Raw genomic sequence first — 14,857 nt, forward strand, 5'->3', positions numbered from 1 at the left:
GGAAATCTATGATGCATAGCGAAATTACCCGCTTAGTCGATATCAGCTGCCGTCCTACTATGGGGACCACCTCACACGAGGACAGGAGCTCGCCATGACCCACGCCATGTTCATCCCGCAAAGACCCTTAAGCCAATTGAGTCACCCTCGGGAAGTCATCCGCCAATTCACCCCCAACTGGTTCGCCGCGACCATGGGCACCGGGATTCTGTCGGCCGTGCTGACACAGCTTCCGCTGGCCATCCCCGGCTTGTTCAAGCTGGCCGAAGCCTTGTGGATGCTCAACATCGTGCTGTTCCTTACCTTCAGCACCCTCTATATCGCCCGCTGGGTGATGTTTTTCGACGAGGCGCGGCGGGTGTTCGGGCATTCCACGGTGTCGATGTTTTTCGGCACGATTCCCATGGGCCTGGCGACGCTCATCAACGGGCTGCTGACTTTCGGCCTGCCGCGATGGGGCGACGCCGTGCTGCCGATGGCCGAGATGTTGTTGTGGCTGGACGTGGCGATGTCCCTGGCCTGCGGCGTGGTCATCCCGTTTTTGATGTTCACCCGCCAGGAACACCGTATCGATCAGATGACCGCCGTCTGGCTTCTGCCGCTGGTGGCCTGCGAAGTGGCGGCGGTGAGCGGCGGGCTGCTGGCGCCGCATCTGGCCGACAGCCACAGCCAGTTCAGCGTGCTCATCACCAGCTACGTGCTGTGGGCGATGTCGGTGCCGGTGGCGTTCAGCATCCTGACCATCCTGTTGCTGCGCATGGCCCTGCACAAATTGCCACACGAAAACATGGCTGCGTCGAGCTGGCTGGCCCTCGGGCCGATTAGCACCGGCGCGTTCGGTTTAATTGTGCTGGGCGCCGATTCGCCGCCGATCTTCAACGCCAACGGCTTGCCCGGCGTCGGCGAAATCGCCTCGGGTCTTGGCCTGATCGGCGGCGTGATCTTGTGGGGTGTCGGCGTGTGGTGGTGCCTGATGGCGCTGCTGATCACCGCACGTTACCTGCGCAATGGCATCCCGTTCAACCTGGGCTGGTGGGGTTTTACCTTTCCGCTGGGGGTGTTCGCGCTGACCACCCTGAAGCTGGGCGCGGTGCTTCATCTTATGTTCTTTGCGGTTCTCGGCAGCGTGCTGGTCGCCGCGCTGAGTGTCCTGTGGCTGTTGATCATGAAGCGCACCGTGACCGGCGCCTACAAAGGCGAGCTGTTCGTTTCGCCCTGCATCGCCGGTTTACGTACGCTCTAACGGGTTATGCGTTGGAGCGCGTGCTCGACTTTGCCGCCGGTGTCGTCTTCAATGTGGCCCGGAACCGCCGTTCGGCGTTCCCATCCGAAAGCCGATACCGGCGCCACTCAGGACCAGGGAAGATGAGTCAGTCGCAGTTCAGTTTGTTGGGTAAGCGGCGCTTTCTGCCGTTTTTCGTGACCCAGTCCCTCGGGGCGTTCAACGACAACATCTTCAAGCAGTCGCTGATCCTCGCCATCCTCTACAAGCTGAGCATCGACGGCGACCGCTCCATCTACGTCAACCTCTGCGCCTTGCTGTTCATCCTGCCGTTCTTTCTATTCTCGGCGCTGGCCGGGCAGTTCGGCGAGAAATACCCCAAGGACAAGCTGATCCGCATGATCAAGGTCCTGGAGATCGTGATCATGGTCGTGGGGGCCACGGGTTTTCTCTTTAATCACCTGTCACTGATGCTGGCGGCGCTGTTCGCCATGGGCACCCACTCGGCGCTGTTCGGGCCGGTGAAGTACTCGATCCTGCCCCAGCACCTGCATGAGAACGAACTGGTGGGCGGCAACGGCCTGGTGGAAATGGGCACGTTTATGGCGATCCTGGCCGGCACCATCGGCGCCGGGGTGATGATGTCGGCGACCCATTACGCCCCCATCGTGGCGGCAGCCATGGTCTCGGTGGCGTGCCTGGGTTATCTCGCCAGCCGAGGCATTCCGCCGGCCGCGGCCGCTTCGCCGGACATGCGCCTGAACTGGAACATCTTCAGTGAATCCTGGGCCACCCTGAAACTCGGCCTGGGGCAGACCAAAGCGGTGTCGCGTTCCATCGTCGGCAACTCGTGGTTCTGGTTCGTAGGGGCGATTTATCTGACGCAGATCCCGGCCTACGCGAAGGACTTTCTGTATGGCGATGAAACCGTCGTCACACTGATTCTGACCGTGTTCTCCATCGGCATCGCCGCTGGCTCCATGCTCTGCGAGCGACTGTCAGGCCGCAAAGTGGAGATTGGCCTGGTGCCGTTCGGCTCCATGGGCCTGACCGTGTTCGGCTTGTTGCTGTGGTGGCATTCCGGTGATTTCCCGCAGAACGTGCAGGCCAATAACTGGCTGGCGATTCTGGGGTACGGGCAGGCGTGGTGGGTGTTGCTGGACATCCTCGGCATCGGCGTCTTCGGCGGGTTTTACATCGTGCCGCTGTACGCGCTGATCCAGTCGCGGACGCCGGAGAAAGAGCGCTCGCGGGTCATCGCGTCCAACAACATCCTCAATGCGCTGTTCATGGTGGTCTCGGCGATTGTGTCGATCGTGCTGCTGAGCGTGGCGAAACTGTCAATCCCGCAGCTGTTCCTCGTCGTGTCGCTGATGAACATCGCGGTCAACGCCTACATCTTCAAAATCGTGCCCGAGTTCACCATGCGCTTCATGATCTGGCTGCTCAGCCATTCCATGTACCGCGTGGAGCATCGCGACCTTGACCAGATCCCTGATGAGGGCGCGGCATTGCTGGTCTGCAATCATGTCTCGTTCGTCGATGCGCTGTTGATTGCCGGCTCTGTGCGCCGGCCGATCCGCTTCGTCATGTACTACAAAATCTTCAATTTGCCGGTGCTGAATTTCGTGTTCCGCACGGCGGGCGCCATCCCGATTGCCGGTATCAAAGAGGACAAGGCAGTGTTCGACAGCGCGTTCGAACGCATCGCCCATTACCTTAAGGAAGGCGAGCTGGTGTGCATCTTTCCGGAAGGTAAGCTGACCACGGACGGCGAGATCGACACCTTTAAGAGTGGCATGACCCGGGTCTTGCAGGAGACTGATGTGCCGGTGATTCCAATGGCATTGCAGGGGTTGTGGGGCAGCTTTTTCAGCCGGGACCCGAACAAGGGCGTGTTCCGCAGGCTTTGGTCGCGAGTGACCCTGGTCGCCGGGCCTGCGTTGACGAGGGAGGCATCGCAACCGGCGCTGGTGCGTGAGCGGGTGGCGGAATTGCGGGGGGCGGTGCGCTAAGGCGAGTGCCAGCGCGTTAATAAGAAACCCGATATTTCTGGTGTCAAAATAACTTGTGGGAGTGAGCTTGCTCACGAAGACGGTATTCCTGCCGCAGAAAAATGAGCGGATGTACCGGCCTCTTCGTGAGCAAGCTCACTCCCACATGGATCGCATCTGCTGGACGACTTGTGGGTGACCGGGAATCTCCCCACAAAGAGCAAGCCAGTTGCGCGGCCGGTCAGCCTACAACCGGCTTCTCGTCCGCGACCACCGCATCCGGCGTCATCTTGCGGAAGTACGTCGAAAGCAACGCGCCCGAAATGTTGTGCCAGACGCTGAACAGCGCGCTCGGCACCGCCGCCAGTGGCGAAAAGTGCGCAGCGGCCAGCGCGGCGCCGAGGCCTGAGTTCTGCATGCCGACTTCCAGGGACAGCGATTTGCGCTGAGCCAGTGGCAACTTGAACAGCTTGCCGGTGAAGTAACCCAGCAGAAAACCGAAGCTGTTGTGCAGGATCACCACGGCCATGATCAACAGGCCCGACTCGGCAATCTTCGCCTGACTCGCTGCCACCACCGCGCAGACGATCATCACGATGCTCACCACCGACACCAGCGGCAGCACGTCGACGGCAAAACTCACCTTGGCGCCGAGTAAACGTTGAGCGATGACGCCGAGCACGATCGGCAGCATCACCAGCTGCAGGATCGACCAGAACATTTCCATGAAGGACACCGGCAGCCACGCCGAGGCCAGCAGCCAGATCAGCGCCGGGGTCAGCAGCGGGGCGAGGAGGGTGGTGACGGCGGCGATGGCCACCGACAGCGCCAGATCGCCCTTGGCCAGCCAGGTCATGACGTTGGACGACGTGCCGCTCGGGCAGCAGCCGACCAGAATCACGCCCACGGCGATTTCCGGCGGCAGGTGAAACAGCTGGCAAAGCAGCCAGGCCACGCCGGGCATGATCACGAAATGCGCGACCACCCCCAGAGCCACGCGCCAGGGATGGCGCACGACTTCAGAAAAATCATCAAGCTTGAGGGTCAGGCCCATGCCGAACATCACCAGCCCCAGCAACGGCACGATGTACGACTTGAGGCCGATGAACCAGGACGGGAACAGGAACGCCAGCACGGCGAACAGCAGCACCCAGTACGCGAAGGTATTACCGACAAAACGACTCAACGCAGCCAGGGCACGCATGGCCTGCTCCTTTCTTATTGGTATGAATGAACCCGGAAACGGAAGGAGCCAGCAAGCCGGCTCCTGCGCCGTCAGGCGAAATCAGATCCCCTGGGGAATCTCTTCGCCGCCCAGTGCTTCCATCAGCTCCGGCAGGAACTCGCCGAATGTCAGCATCATCAGGGTGAAGCTGGCGTCCTGCTGACCCAGCGCATCGTCGCCGCCGTTCTGCTCGGCTTCATCCTGCAGCAGGTCTTCGAACTTCAGGCGTTTGATACCGAGCTTGTCGTCCAGCACGAACGACAGCTTGTCCTGCCACGCCAGCGACAGCTGAGTGACGACTTTGCCGGTGCTCAGGTGCAGCTGGATTTCGTCGCTGGTGAGGTCCTGACGTTTGCATTTCACAATGCCGCCGTCTTCGTGGGTGTCGCGCAGTTCGCACTCGTCCAGCACGAAGAAGTGCTCGGCGGTCTGGCTGGTCTTGACCCATTCGGTCATCACAGCGGTTGGCGCGGTCTTGACGGTCACGGGGCGGACTGGCAACGAGCCGACCACTTCACGCAGGGTCGACAGCAGGTCTTCGGCGCGCTTGGGGCTGGAAGCGTTGACCAGAATCACGCCTTGCTTGGGGGCGATGGCGGCGAAAGTGGCCGAGCGGCGGATAAAGGCGCGGGGCAGGAAGGCCTGGATGATTTCATCCTTGAGCTGATCGCGTTCCTTCTTGTAGACCTTGCGCATCTGCTCGGTCTCGATCTCTTCGACTTTCTCTTTCAAGGCATCGTTGACCACACTGCCGGGCAGAATGCGTTCTTCCTTGCGCGCCGAGATCAGCATGAAATCACCGCTGACGTGCACCAGTGGCGCGTCTTCGCCCTTGCCGAACGGGGCGATGAAACCGTAAGTGGTCAACTCCTGGCTGGCACAGGCACGTGCAGGCTTGGTCGCCAACGCGGTTTCCAGCGCCTCGGCGTCAAATGGCAGGTCCTGGGTCAGGCGATAGACAAGCAGGTTTTTGAACCACATGGGGTACATCTCTCCTTTATACAAAGGGGGGCATTATTCGCTGCTGTGACCCTGCGGCCAACCCTGATGTAAGCCTTTGGAAGGATTATAAAATTATTTCAAAAAGTGCTTGCCAGCTTTTTGATCGCTCCGTAGAATGCGCGCCACACCGAAGCGAAGGGTGATTAGCTCAGCTGGGAGAGCGTCTGCCTTACAAGCAGAATGTCGGCGGTTCGATCCCGTCATCACCCACCATTCGTTTCAAGTGTTACGCGCAGCGGTAGTTCAGTCGGTTAGAATACCGGCCTGTCACGCCGGGGGTCGCGGGTTCGAGTCCCGTCCGCTGCGCCATATTGAGTTACGAGGCCCTTGAACTCCTCGTAACGACAAAGAGAGCGACCTTAGGGTCGCTTTTTTTGTGCCTGCGATTTGGTGGGGGCGGCTGATCTGAAGTGACCAGTGTCCACACTGGCCTCTTCCCGGCTGAAGCCGGTCCTACGAAAAGCAGCGCGTGCATCCAGTGCAACGATTCATAGCCCGCAAGCCTGATGGTGCTCACACCGGCCTCTTCCCGGCTGAAGCCGGTCCCACTAAAAGCAATGCGTGCACACCGTAGGACCGGCTTCAGCCGGGAAGCTTTTGATCTGCTTTTGTTCTTCTTACACAAAAAGCCCAGACACCTCCAATCGCTACTTGGGTGCAGGCTGAACGCAGGTCTCGCGGAGTGGGCCGAGCCGCATGGATGCGGCGAGAGCGCCGTCAGGACATGGATGTCCGTTCGGCGCGGGCCCACGGAGCGAGACCGGAGTGAAGGAACCCCGACGCAGGAGGGGCCCAACCAGGAGCACAAGCCCTTGGTTACTTGGGGCTTTATCAAGTAACTCGCCGAAGGCGAAACAGTCTGCCCCTAGGCAGACGCTTTTGATCTTCGCGGACTAAGCAACGCCGTAGATCCGGGGACAGATTAATTTACGATGAAGCGCTGTAAATAAATCAGTCCCCTGAACGCCTCACCCCACATCTATCTCCACCACATCCCCCACCAGCCGCACTGGCCAGGTCCGCAATCGCAACGCCGCATCCTCCAGACACGTACCGTCCTTGAGTCGGTAATGCTGCTTATATAAAGGCGAAGCGATCACAAGATCCCCGCCCAAACTGCCAATCAACCCCCGACCAATCACATTCACCCCCGTGACCGGATCGCGATTGTCCACCGCGAACAACTGCGCCGCGCCGCCGATAGACGCCACATAAAACAGCGCCACCTGCGCAGTGCCCACCAGCGCCACCACACCGGAATTCAGCACCAGATCCTCACGCGTACAGACCGCGCGCCACACCTGAGTTTTCGGCAACTCCATCAATGCAGCATTGGCCTGGCTCATCGTGCAACCTCCACTGCGGCAATCAGATTCAACTCTTCAGCGCGAGCCGGACGACGCTGGCTGCGCTCCTTGACGAAATGAATGTCCGGGTCGGCGCCTTTGTCATTGACGAACGTGCGGAAGCGCTTGAGTTTCTCCGGGCTCTTCAGCGCATTCGCCCATTCGCATTCATAACGGTCGACCACCAACTGCATCTGCGCCTCCAGCTCGGCGGCCAGCCCCAGGCTGTCGTCGATCACCACCGCTTTCAGAAAATCCAGCCCGCCTTCCAGGGACTCGCGCCAGACCGAGGTCCGCTGCAACTTGTCAGCGGTGCGGATGTAAAACATCAGCACGCGGTCGATGTAACGAATCAGTGTCTCGTCGTCCAGATCGGTGGCGAACAGCTCGGCGTGGCGCGGGCGCATGCCGCCATTGCCGCACACGTACAGATTCCAGCCGTTCTCCGTGGCAATCACGCCGATGTCCTTGCTCTGGGCCTCAGCGCATTCACGGGTGCAACCGGACACTGCGAACTTCAGCTTGTGCGGCGAGCGCAGGCCTTTGTAGCGGTCCTCGATATTCAGCGCCATTTGCACGCTGTCCTGAACGCCGTAACGGCACCAGGTGCTGCCGACGCAGGATTTCACCGTCCGCGTCGATTTGCCGTAGGCATGACCGGTCTCGAAGCCGGCGGCGATAAGCTCGGCCCAGATGTCCGGCAGCTCATGCAGCTGCGCGCCAAACAGGTCGATGCGCTGGCCGCCGGTGATCTTGGTGTACAGGTCGTATTTCTTCGCGACCGCGCCGATGGCGATCAGGCCGTCCGCAGTGATCTCGCCCGCCGGGATGCGCGGCACCACCGAATACGTGCCGTTCTTCTGCATATTGGCCATGAACGTATCGTTGGTGTCCTGCAGGGGCACCAGTGACGGGTCCATGATCGGCCGGTTCCAGCACGAGGCGAGAATCGAGCCGACGGTGGGTTTGCAGATGTCGCAACCCAGATGGCCTTTGCCGTGGCGGGCAAGCATCTCGTCGAAGCTTTCGATGTTTTCCACGCGGGCGAAGGCGTACAGCTCCTGCCGGGTAAAGGCGAAGTGCTCGCACAGACTTTTATCGACGGCCACGCCCCGGGCAATGAGTTCGTGCTCGAACACGCTTTTCAGCAGCGCTGTACAGCCGCCGCACCCGGTGGCGGCCTTGGTGCAGGCCTTGAGCCCGGCAAGATCGGTGCAGCCGCCATCGATAGCCGAGCAAATTGAGGCTTTGCTGACGTTGTGGCACGAGCAAATGGTTGCCGTGGCGGGCAGGGCATCGGCACCCAACGTCGGCGCACCGTCGCTGTGGGGCAGGATCAGGCTCGATGGATCGGCGGGCAGCTTGATGCCGTTCTGCGCGTATTGCAGCAGGGTGTCGTAATAACTGTTGTCGCCCACCAGCACGGCGCCGAGGACTTTTTTGCCATCGGCCGACACCACCAGACGGCGATAACTGCCGCTGGCCTCGTCGATAAACCGGTAACTGCGCGCACCCGCCAACGCACCATGGGCATCGCCGATGGAGCCGACATCGACGCCCAGCAGTTTGAGTTTGGTCGACATATCCGCGCCGAAGAACGGCTCGGCGTCCAGGTTGCACAGCTGCGCCGCGACATTGCGCGCCATCTGATAACCCGGCGCGACGAGGCCAAAGACGCTGCCGTTCCAGGCAGCGCACTCCCCGATGGCGAAAATGTCGGTGTCGCTGGTGCGGCAATGTTCGTCGATGGCGATGCCGCCGCGCGGGCCCAGCGCCAGCTCACACTGGCGGGCGAGGGCGTCTTGGGGGCGTATGCCGGCGGAGAAGACGATCAGGTCGGTTTCGAGGAATTCATCGCCGGCGAAATTCATCCGGTAGCGGTATTCCTCACCCGCGCTGATGGATTGCGTCGCGCGAGACAGATGCACGCCAACGCCCAGCGCTTCGATGCGCGCCTTCAGGGCGGCGCCGCCGTGGTCATCCAGCTGCACCGGCATCAAGCGTGGCGCAAATTCAACCACGTGGGCTTCCAGACCCAGCGACTTCAGCGCGTTGGCCGCTTCCAGTCCCAACAGCCCACCGCCGACCACCACACCGCGTTTCGCCTGACTCGCCGCGGCGCGGATGGTGTCGAGGTCGTCCAGCGTGCGGTAGACCAGTCGCGAGTTGCCTTCAGCACCTTCGATGGGCGGCACGAAAGGATACGAACCCGTCGCCAGCACCAGCTTGTCGTAACCAAAGCTGCCCTTGGCGGTGATCACTTCGCGCCGCGCCCGGTCGATTTCCAGCACCGGCACGCCCAGGTGCAGCGCAAGCCCGGTCTGCTCATATAAAGAAGCTGCGCTCATCGCCAGTGACTCGGCGTCGCGACCGCCAAAGTATTCGGACAGGTGCACGCGGTCGTATGCGCGCTGGCCTTCCTCACCGAACACATGAATGCGGTAGCGCTCAAGGGCGCCGGCGGCGATCAACTGCTCGACGCAGTGGTGACCCACCATGCCGTTGCCGATGACGATCAGGGTTTGGACGTCGTTGAGTGGGGCGACTGTGGTGGTCATATCGAGTCCCGGCCAAGGCCAATCAGGTTTTTCGAAAGCAAAAAAAAGGCGCCCGGAACCTCTCGGTTCCAGGCGCCTTTGCCTGTTCTTTATGGATTGCCGCGCGACCACAGTGTCGACGTCAACCTGGTGAGCCCGACGCCGTGGACGGCTGGCGGTCCGCGTTGACCGGCCAGGGCTGCCAACCGCGTGTTCAGGCTGGACTTGATAAGGGACGTAGCAATGGCTGTGCCAGCAGGGAATATCAAGGCGTTGACCCGTTTCGTTCCGGCCAGACGCGTACGTTTGACGGGCAGAAGCGTGAATCGTAAGCCGATCTCATCACCCTCGAGAGCAGACGGTTCCGGCTCGAAAAGGGTGCGATTTACCCTCGTGTGCCCCACCGTGAAGCTCAGCGTCCATTCATCACATCAGCAAAATCCACTGGAAACCTCCGCTGCACGTCCCTCGGCCACGCTGGCCTGCCGTTTGCAACACCGTGCCCACAGGCAATCAACGCCGATTGCCATATTCACGACAAAGGCGCCGTGTGCTCTCCGTTTTTCAACGGCTGAGAACAGGGCGTCTTTTTTTGCTTTCAGGAAACGGAATATGGCGAGCAACAGCGTAAAGAGCGTGTGTCCTTATTGCGGCGTCGGCTGCGGCATCGTCATGCAGGTCGAGGACAACCGGGTCATCAAGGTGGTTGGCGACAAGACCCACCCGAGCAATTTCGGCCGCCTGTGCACCAAAGGCACCACCTGTGGCCAGGCGATTGCCGAGTCCGGGCGGATGGCGTCGGCGTACATCCGCCATCAGCGCAGCCACGAGCCGGTGCGCGCGGAAATGGACGCCGCGATCAGCGAAACCGCCCGGCGCTTGCGTGGAATTCTGGACCGCGACGGCCCCGGCGCACTCGCGTTTTACGTCTCAGGCCAGATGTCCCTGGAGGCGCAATACCTGGCCAACAAACTCGCCAAGGGCTTCGTGGGCACGGCCAATATCGAGTCCAACTCGCGGCTGTGCATGGCCAGCGCGGGCAGTGGCTACAAGCTTTCATTGGGCGCGGACGGGCCTCCGGGCTCTTACGATGACTTTGACAAAGCCGACCTGTTTTTGGTGATTGGCGCCAACATGGCTGACTGTCACCCGATCCTGTTCCTGCGCATGATGGACCGGGTCAAGGCCGGGGCGAAGCTGATCGTCGTCGACCCCCGGCGCAGCGCCACCGCCGACAAGGCCGGGCTGTTCCTGCAAATCAAACCGGGTACTGACCTCGCGCTGCTCAATGGCCTGTTGCACTTGCTGGTGGAGAACGGCGACACCGACGCCGATTTCATCGCCTCGTTCACCCAGGGCTGGGACGTCATGCCCGAGTTCCTCGCCGAGTACACGCCGGCTTACGTCGCGCAGGTCACCGGCCTGGCCGAAGCCGACATTCGTCAGGCGGCGCGGATGATCGGCGCGGCGCAGGAGTGGATGAGTTGCTGGACCATGGGCCTGAACCAGAGCACCCACGGCACCTGGAACACCAACGCGCTGTGCAACCTGCATCTGGCGACCGGGGCAATTTGTCGGCCCGGCAGCGGTCCGTTTTCCCTGACAGGCCAGCCGAATGCCATGGGCGGAAGGGAAATGGGCTACATGGGCCCCGGACTTCCCGGACAGCGCTCGGTGTTAGTGGGCGCCGACCGCCGCTTCATCGAAGACCTCTGGAACATCCCGCACGGCAGCATCCCGCATCAGCCCGGCGGCGGCACCATCGACCTGTTCGAACAGATGCGCGACGGCGTGATCAAGGCCTGCTGGATCATCTGCACCAACCCGGTGGCCAGTGTCGCCAACCGCACTTCGGTCATCGACGCCCTGAAGACCGCCGAGCTGGTCATCACCCAGGACGCCTTCCTCGACACCGAAACCAATCGCTACGCCGACATCCTGTTGCCGGGCGCGCTCTGGGCGGAAGCGGAAGGGGTGATGATCAACTCCGAACGCACCCTCAACCTGACGCAACAAGCCGTCGATGCGCCGGGGCAAGCGTTGCCGGACTGGCAGATCATCGCCAGGGTTGCTCGTGAAATGGGCTTCGCCGACGCCTTCAGTTACGCCTCTGCGGAGGAGGTGTTCGAGGAAATCAAGCAGGCGTGGAACCCCGCCACGGGCTACGACATTCGCGGCGCGAGTTATGGGCGGCTGAGGGATCAACCGGTGCAGTGGCCGTGCGCCCCAGCCGACGAGCACACACGCAACCCGATCCGTTACCTGAGCGATACCGACGCACGACCCGTTGAGGCAGCGACACGTCCTGCGATCCTTTTTCCCACCGCACACGGCAAAGCGGTATTTTTCCCACGCCCGCACATGGCGCCGGCTGAACTGCCCAACGATGCATTTCCGATGGTGCTCAACACCGGCCGCCTGCAGCACCAGTGGCACACCCTGACCAAGACCGGGAAAGTGCCGACATTGAACGCGCTGAACGCGCGGCCGTTCGTCGAGCTGCACCCCGACGACGCCCTTGCGCTAGGCATGCGCGAAGGCGATGGCGTGGAAATCCGTTCCGTACGGGGCCTGGCGGTGTTGCCTGCGGTGATCAGCGATCGCGTGCTGCCGGGCAACTGCTTCGCGCCCTTTCACTGGAACGACGTGTACGGCGACAAACTGGCGATCAACGCAGTAACCAATGACGCCGTCGACCCGATCTCCCGACAGCCCGAATTCAAGTGCTGTGCGGTCGCTTTGCGCAAAGTCGAGTTGATCGGGCATCGCTTCCTCGATTTGCCCCAAGCCGAGAACGTGACGCAAACAGCGTCCGACCAAGCGCCGCTGTTGACGCTGCTCTGGGCATCCCAAACCGGGAATGCCGAAGCGTTGGCCCGGCAGTTCGGCGACCGGTTGAAGACTGCCGGTGTGCCGGTTCAGGTGGCGGCGATGGACAGTTTCCCCTCCGAGCGTCTGGACCAGTTGCAGAACGTCGCGCTGATCAGCAGCACCTTCGGCGACGGCGAATCCCCCGACAACGGGCAACAATTCTGGCAGTCACTGGCTGCCCGGCAAGCGCCTCTGGCGTCGCTGCGCTACGCCGTGCTGGCGCTCGGTGATTCAAGTTACGACCGCTTTTGCCAGCACGGCAAGAACCTCGACCAGCGCCTGCAACACTTAGGCGCTTCACCGCTGATCGCCAGAGTCGAGTGCGACGGCGAATACCAGGCCCACGCAGACAACTGGTTCACAGGGTTGCAGCAGGCGCTATCGCTGAATCTTCCTACTCCTTCAATCGTCGACAACGCACCGGTTTTTGGGAATCAGTCGTCACGGACGCAGCCCCATCACGCGCGTTTGTCCCTCAATCGGCGGCTGAACGCAGACGGTGCTGCCAAGGACACGCGGCAACTGGCGCTGACCCTGGAAGGCTCGGGCATGACCTATGAAGCCGGCGACGCCTTGGGGGTCTGGCCGCGCAATTGCCCTGAGCTGGTCGATGAATTGATCAAGCTCACGGGACTGAACGCCGAGCAATCGGTGCGTGGCGTGAAGACGACCGACGTGCCGCTGCGTCAGGCGCTGGCCGAGCAATTCGAGATAGCACGACCGAGCGCAGACACCCTGGCATTCATCGCCGAGCGCAACGGCAGCAATGACCTGAAAACCCTGCTGACCGAGCCCTTCAAAAGCGAGCTGAAAGACTGGCTGTGGGGCCGGCAGCTGGCCGACGTGCTGCGCGAGTTCCCGATTGCGTGCGCTGCGCAGGAATGGCTTGATCATCTCAAGCCCCTTCAGCCGCGGCTTTATTCCATTGCGTCGAGCGCCAAGGCGCACCCCGATGAAGTCCATCTCACCGTTTCCGCTGTGCGCTACGGCGCGCGCAAAGGCGTGTCATCGACCTTTCTGGCCGATCGGGCGGGGGAGTGCGAGGTGCCCATTTTCCTGCAACCCACGCGGCATTTTCGCCCGCCCCTCGATGGCGATGTGCCGATGATCATGATCGGCCCGGGCACCGGGGTGGCGCCGTTTCGGGCGTTTCTGCAGGAGCGGCGCGCCCGGGGCGATCGGGGCCGTAACTGGCTGTTCTTCGGCGAGCAGCATCAGGCCACCGACTTTTACTACCGCGATGAGCTGCAAGGCATGCGGCAGGACGGCCTGCTGACCCGGCTGAGCCTGGCGTTTTCCCGGGATCAGGCAGAGAAGATCTACGTCCAGCAGCGCATACAGGAACAGGGCGCCGAACTCTGGCGCTGGCTGGAGGAGGGCGCGCACCTGTATATCTGCGGCGATGCCTCGCGGATGGCGCGGGATGTCGATCAGGCGCTGCGTCGTGTGATCAGCGAGCAAGGCGGCATGAGCCTGGAAAAAGCCGCCGAACAGTTGCGCTGTCTGACTGAGCAAAAGCGCTACGTGCGGGACGTGTATTAGCCGCGTTCGCTCACCCTGTGGCTGGCCGCTGAACCCCAACTGAACGGATTTCTCGATCAAACAAGAAAACCTTTGGATACCTGAACTTATCTGCCTTTTCTCCCTCTCATGCCGGTAGCCATTGATCGCGGCAGCCTGATAAGCTCGCGGCTTTACTCGTTTGCCCTATTGGCGCATGAACAAGGAAACAGAATGAAACAGCATCGGTTGGCAGCGGCGATTGCCCTGGTCGGTCTGGTACTCGCGGGCTGTGACAAGCAAGCCAGCACCGTTGAGCTGAAAACCCCGGCCCAGAAAGCCTCTTACGGTATCGGCCTGAACATGGGCAAAAGCCTGGCTCAGGAAGGCATGGACGATCTGGATTCCAAAGCGGTAGCGCTGGGTATCGAAGACGCCGTTGGCAAGAAAGAGCAGAAGCTCAAAGACGAAGAGTTGGTTGCAGCGTTTGGCGACCTGCAAAAGCGCGCTGAAGAGCGCATGGCCAAGATGAGCGAAGAGTCGGCAGCCGCTGGCAAGAAGTTCCTCGAAGAAAACGGCAAGCGCAAGGAAGTCACCACCACTGCTTCCGGCCTGCAGTACGAAATCATCAAGAAAGCCGACGGTCCAGTACCGAAGCCGACTGATGTCGTGACCGTTCACTACGAAGGCAAGCTGACTGACGGCAAAGTGTTCGACAGCTCTGTTGAACGCGGCAGCCCTATCGATCTGCCGGTGAGCGGCGTGATCCCGGGTTGGGTCGAAGGTCTGCAGCTGATGCACGTTGGCGAGAAGGTCAAACTCTACATCCCTAGCGAATTGGCCTACGGCGCACAAAGCCCTAGCCCAACCATCCCGGCAAACTCGGTTCTGGTCTTCGACCTGGAACTGCTGGGCATCAAGGACCCTGCAGCTGCAGGCGCTAATGATGCTGCTGCCGGCGCTGATGAAGAAGAAGAGGCTGCTCCGGCCGCCGAACCGGCCAAGCCAGCCGCCAAGAAGTAATCGTTCGAAAGACCGATTACCGCTTGAAAGAAATGCCCCGTCTCGACGGGGCATTTTCATTTCCGGGCCGATTTGATAGAACCGGCTTGAGCGGGCAGAGTCCCATGTCGGTCAGTCAACGGGCGTTAAGCCGGGAT

The 14,857-nt window shown here is 61.3% G+C and carries 8 protein-coding genes and 2 tRNA genes; 6 read left to right on the plus strand and 4 right to left on the minus strand.

Annotation, left to right across the window (positions count from 1 at the left end; all coding sequences use genetic code 11):
• Nucleotides 1-94 precede the first annotated feature (94 nt).
• Both AC07RO_RS09720 and AC07RO_RS09725 read left to right on the plus strand, forming a co-directional pair.
• On the plus strand, nucleotides 95-1,243 hold the full coding sequence (locus AC07RO_RS09720) for a TDT family transporter (protein WP_495085908.1): 1,149 nt from the start codon (nucleotides 95-97) through the stop codon (nucleotides 1,241-1,243).
• A 122-nt stretch (nucleotides 1,244-1,365) separates the two neighbouring features.
• Entirely contained in the window at nucleotides 1,366-3,237 is a 1,872-nt protein-coding gene (locus tag AC07RO_RS09725) for an MFS transporter (RefSeq protein ID WP_495085909.1), read from the plus strand.
• 220 nt (nucleotides 3,238-3,457) lie between these two features.
• On the opposite strand, the gene AC07RO_RS09730 is transcribed toward AC07RO_RS09725, so the two are convergent.
• Together AC07RO_RS09730 and rdgC are read right to left on the minus strand one after the other, a co-directional pair.
• Nucleotides 3,458-4,420: a bile acid:sodium symporter family protein gene (locus AC07RO_RS09730; RefSeq protein ID WP_282373724.1), complete on the minus strand. Its 963-nt coding sequence runs from the start codon at nucleotides 4,418-4,420 to the stop codon at nucleotides 3,458-3,460.
• A gap of 81 nt (nucleotides 4,421-4,501) precedes the next feature.
• Complete coding sequence (gene rdgC, locus AC07RO_RS09735) at nucleotides 4,502-5,422, minus strand: recombination-associated protein RdgC (RefSeq protein WP_122537474.1); 921 nt, start codon at nucleotides 5,420-5,422, stop codon at nucleotides 4,502-4,504.
• Between the two features lie 158 nt (nucleotides 5,423-5,580).
• Here rdgC and AC07RO_RS09740 point away from each other — a divergent pair.
• A tRNA-Val gene (locus AC07RO_RS09740) sits at nucleotides 5,581-5,656 on the plus strand.
• A gap of 19 nt (nucleotides 5,657-5,675) precedes the next feature.
• Nucleotides 5,676-5,752: transfer RNA gene (locus AC07RO_RS09745), tRNA-Asp, on the plus strand.
• 659 nt (nucleotides 5,753-6,411) lie between these two features.
• Here the strand turns inward: AC07RO_RS09745 and nirD are convergent.
• Nucleotides 6,412-6,789 (minus strand): nitrite reductase small subunit NirD, encoded by a 378-nt coding sequence (gene nirD, locus AC07RO_RS09750; protein WP_495085910.1) that lies wholly within the window; start codon nucleotides 6,787-6,789, stop codon nucleotides 6,412-6,414.
• Nucleotides 6,786-9,347, minus strand: a complete 2,562-nt coding sequence (gene nirB, locus AC07RO_RS09755) for a nitrite reductase large subunit NirB (protein WP_495085911.1) — start codon at nucleotides 9,345-9,347, stop codon at nucleotides 6,786-6,788. The genes nirD and nirB overlap by 4 nt, the downstream gene beginning before the upstream one ends.
• Before the next feature lie 591 nt (nucleotides 9,348-9,938).
• Here nirB and AC07RO_RS09760 point away from each other — a divergent pair.
• Entirely contained in the window at nucleotides 9,939-13,739 is a 3,801-nt protein-coding gene (locus AC07RO_RS09760; protein ID WP_495085912.1) for a bifunctional nitrate reductase/sulfite reductase flavoprotein subunit alpha, read from the plus strand.
• Nucleotides 13,740-13,931: 192 nt separating this feature from the next.
• Nucleotides 13,932-14,720 carry a BamJ family beta-barrel-assembly machinery protein gene (gene bamJ, locus AC07RO_RS09765; RefSeq protein ID WP_037013885.1) on the plus strand — a complete coding sequence of 263 codons (789 nt, stop codon included), beginning with the start codon at nucleotides 13,932-13,934 and terminating at the stop codon, nucleotides 14,718-14,720.
• Nucleotides 14,721-14,857: the final 137 nt, after the last annotated feature.

This window comes from Pseudomonas sp. GW821-FHT07F05, from assembly GCF_059418765.1.